The organism is Bifidobacterium sp. POST2/T3 (B1) (assembly GCF_058197115.1).
Genome location: NZ_JBVPQK010000428.1, coordinates 1 through 2,184, shown reverse-complemented (window position 1 = coordinate 2,184; position 2,184 = coordinate 1). Strand labels below are relative to the sequence as shown.

The window sequence follows — 2,184 nt, the reverse complement described above, 5'->3', positions numbered from 1 at the left end:
TCTGGGCTTGGTCCGCATCGGGTCCGAGTCCGAGAGCAGCGGCAGCGGCCGTGAACATTGCCGTCTGGCTCTCCCCGCGCAGGTGCTCCAGGCGGCAGGGTTGGATGCCAGCAAGCCTCTCGATCTGCAGGTGGATTTGGCGATTCCCGGCATCCACAACGCCCGCAATGCCGCCGCAGCCATCATCGCCGCCATCCTGCTGGGGATGGATCCTGATACGGCCTCCGCTTCCGCCGCCGACTTCCGTGGGGCCTCTCGACGCTTCGAGGTTCGCGGATGCCAGCATGGGGTCACCGTAGTGGACGATTACGCCCATCATCCTACGGAGATCGCCGCCCTGCTGACCGCCGCCAGGCGACGTTATCCGGGCCGGACCATCAGGGTGCTCTTCCAACCCCACCTGTATTCGCGCACCGCCATCTTCGCTGACCGTTTCGCTGCCGCTCTGTCCCTGGCGGACGATGTGATGGTCACTGACATCTTCCCCGCCCGTGAGCTGGCCAGCGATTTTCCGGGCGTGGATGCCGGAACCATCCCTGCCGCAGCCCGCGAGGCATCGGACCAGGAGTCTCAGGATACTGGGAATAGGTCGACCGGGGCCGTCTTCCGGGCCTGCCCGGATATGCATCAGGCAGCTCTGGATCTGGCCGAGCGGGCGGAGCCGGGGAATGTAATCCTGACTGTGGGCGCCGGTGACGTCACAGACATGGGGCCGGTCATTCTTGACAGGCTGGCTGAACGGGATAAGCAGTGAAGACCGGCAAGGGCCGCAGCGCCTCCAGCGGAGCCTCGTCCAGAACCAAGGCCGTCCGGGCTGCCAAGGCCGCACGGACGGCCAGGTCTGGACATACCAAGCCTTTGGAAGAAGGACTGCGGACTGGCAGAACCGCTAGATCGGGCAAGTCGGCCGCCTCCGAAGCTTCGGTACAGGCCAGCCGGTCCAAGGTTGAAAAAACAGGCAGTGAGGGCAGACGCCTTAGGCGGTCAAGGTCTCTCAAAGGTTCGAAGCGTCTCAAGGGTCGTCCGAGTCGTTCCAAGAATACAAGCGGCTCACGGACTCGTAGCGCCAGATCCGCCTCATCATCCTCCCGCTCGCTGGTAAAAGGCAGTAGCGCATCAGTCTCCAAGTCTGTGGCATCCAAATCCGCGACTTCTCATTCGACAAGTTCGGCCGAAGGATTCGTCGATGCCCGGGCCATACCGCCGGACCGACCCGTCTCGGGCAGAATAGGCACCGACCAGGAGGACCAGGGTCTGGGGATCTTCGTCCGGCCCAAGGTTCTGGATTTTCAGGCCCGAGTGCGCGAAAAGAAGAAGGTCAGCCGCAGGCTGGTCTTGATCCGGACAGGTGTCGTCCTCCTGGTTATAGCTCTGATAGCAGGACTGGCATGGCTGCTCTTTCTTTCGCCGGTCTTTCGCCTGCAGACCGACAAGATCAATGTCAGCGGCGGCAATGCCTGGGTGTCCAACGATCGAGTGGTCTCAATCGTGGCCAATCAGGGGGATCGCTCTCTGCTGCTGATTTCCACCAATGGCGTAGAGCAGGAGATCAGCGGCATGGCCGGGGTGACCGATGCCAAGGTCAGCAAGAGTTTTCCGCACGGTCTGGAGGTGACCTTCGATGCCCAGGAGCCTACTGCGGTCTTCAAGGATGCGCAGCGCAAACTGACGGCCGTCGACAGACAGGGGAGGGTGCTCAATACTGTGTCCAAGCCGGTCGAGGGGGTGCCGGTCATCCAGGTGGCTACCGTCAAGCGTGCCCAGCAGGATCAGGCGGTCAGGCAGACCCTGCGGATTCTGTCAACCATGCCCGAGGCCATGCGCCATTCGGTGACCAAGGTGACTGCGGAAACCCAAGACTCCATTACCACCGAGCTGGACCAGGGCAAACATGTCATCATCTGGGGCGACGGCTCTGACCTGAAGCTCAAGCAGGCCGTAGTCGACAAGATCATCAACGATCCATCCAAGATCGGCGACAAGCATCAGCTGGATGTGTCGGCGCCCCTGAGGCCCATTGTCAAATAGTCGCTGAAGGAGCTGCCGGCTTCATCAACCTGTCGGTGTCCAGCAGAATGGTCACCGGCCCGTCGTTGACCAGATCCAATCGCATGTGGGCGCCGAAGCGTCCGGCGGCAACCGGCACACCGGTTGCCTCCAAAGCTCGGTTCAGATCCTTCCAGA

Annotated in this window: 3 protein-coding genes; 2 read left to right on the top strand and 1 reads right to left on the bottom strand. The window is 62.1% G+C overall.

The window, feature by feature from the left end; all coding sequences use genetic code 11:
* On the top strand, positions 1-754 hold a 754-nt coding region (locus AC0AP0_RS12460; RefSeq protein ID WP_490430713.1), incomplete at its 5' end, for a glutamate ligase domain-containing protein.
* The gene (locus AC0AP0_RS12455) at positions 751-2,028 is read left to right on the top strand and encodes a cell division protein FtsQ/DivIB (protein ID WP_490430712.1); all 1,278 of its coding nucleotides are present in this window, start codon (positions 751-753) and stop codon (positions 2,026-2,028) included. The genes AC0AP0_RS12460 and AC0AP0_RS12455, both read left to right, overlap by 4 nt.
* On the opposite strand, the gene AC0AP0_RS12450 is transcribed toward AC0AP0_RS12455, so the two are convergent.
* The coding region (locus AC0AP0_RS12450; RefSeq protein WP_490430714.1) for a D-aminoacyl-tRNA deacylase at positions 2,021-2,184 on the bottom strand (164 nt) is incomplete at its 5' end. The genes AC0AP0_RS12455 and AC0AP0_RS12450 overlap by 8 nt on opposite strands.